This is a genomic window from Pseudomonas sp. P5_A2_2 (genome assembly GCF_054177685.1).
Genome location: NZ_JBGCUL010001160.1, coordinates 1 through 1,293, shown reverse-complemented (window position 1 = coordinate 1,293; position 1,293 = coordinate 1). Strand labels below are relative to the sequence as shown.

General features: G+C 61.6%; 1 pseudogene. It reads right to left on the bottom strand.

The window, feature by feature from the left end:
* Positions 1–37: 37 nt before the first annotated feature.
* A pseudogene (locus ACXRVY_RS29705) lies at positions 38–1,293 on the bottom strand (Mks condensin complex protein MksF); the annotation flags it as partial.

Below are 1,293 nucleotides of genomic sequence, written 5' to 3'. Positions count from 1 at the left end.
GGACCGCGGCCTTTTTTTATTGCCTTCGATTCAAGCCTCAGACCGCATCCAGCTCCGGTTCATCCGCTTGTTCGTTGACCGTCGCCTTTACCTGATCGTGACGACGGATGTACTTCCAGTCCGCCTCGTCGATGTAGATGCCGGCCGGGCCGCTGCCGCCTTCCAGGTCGATGGCGACACTGGCGCAGACCTGCGGCTTCACGCTCGCCAGGATCGGCACGAAGCCCAGTTGCAGGCTGGTTTCCAGCAATGCGGCCTGGTTCTTCTCATCGATATCCGCCGCCTCGTCGAGGTAGTACGGCAGGCGCACGCGACCGGCCTGGTCACGGTCCATCAAGTGCAGCAACAAGTACATGTTGGTCAGCGCCTTGATGGTCATGGTGGTGCCGTTGGAGGCGGCGCCGTCGATGTCGGTGTGGATCACCGGTTGACCGTTGACCTTGGTGATCTCGAACGCCAGTTCGAACAAGTCCTTGAGGCCGAGCTGGTTGTGGTTCGCCGCCACCAGCCGCGCCAGGTATTCCTTGGCCTCTTCGTTCTTGTTGTCCTGTTCCGCACTCTGGCTCAGATCGAACACCGACAGGGTTTCGCCTTCTTCATATTGACCGGCACTGTGGATGATCTGGTCGATGTGCTTGAGCGCTTCCTTGTTCGGCGCGAGCACGATACGGAAGCTTTGCAGGTTGGAGACCTGACGCTTGTTGATCTCGCGGTTGAACAGCGCCAGTTGGTGTTCGAGGCTGTCGTAGTCGCTGCGGATGTTGCGCAGGGTCCGGGCGATGTCCGTCACGGCGGCACGGCGTGCCTTGCCCAGGGTCAAGGCTTCGTCGGTGCGGTGCGCATAGGCGTTGATCAACAGCTGCAGGCGACGCTCCATATCGTCTTCGCTGTCGAACTTGGCCACGCCCTTGAGGCGCACCTGAGCGTACAGCGCTTCGATCTGACCATCGGCACGCAGCAGGCCTTGCCAGCTGTCCTGATAGTCATTGAGCAGTGGCAGCAGGTTGTCCATGGAGTCGTCGATCGGGTCCATGAACGGTGTGCCGAACGGCAGGTCCGCTGGCAGCAACTGACGGCGGCGCMGGGCGTCGTCGAGGGTGCGTTGCTTGGCTTCCATGTCGCCGATCTGCCGGCCGACCAGTTGCAGCTTGGCCGACAGTTGCTGGACGCGTTCGGTGAAGGCATCGCTGGAGCGCTTCAGCTCGTCCTGCGCCGCTTCCATTTGCGCCAACTGCTCAAGCTTGTCGCCTTCCTCGGCGCTCAGGGTTTGCGCGCGACGGAAGTCTTCCAGGG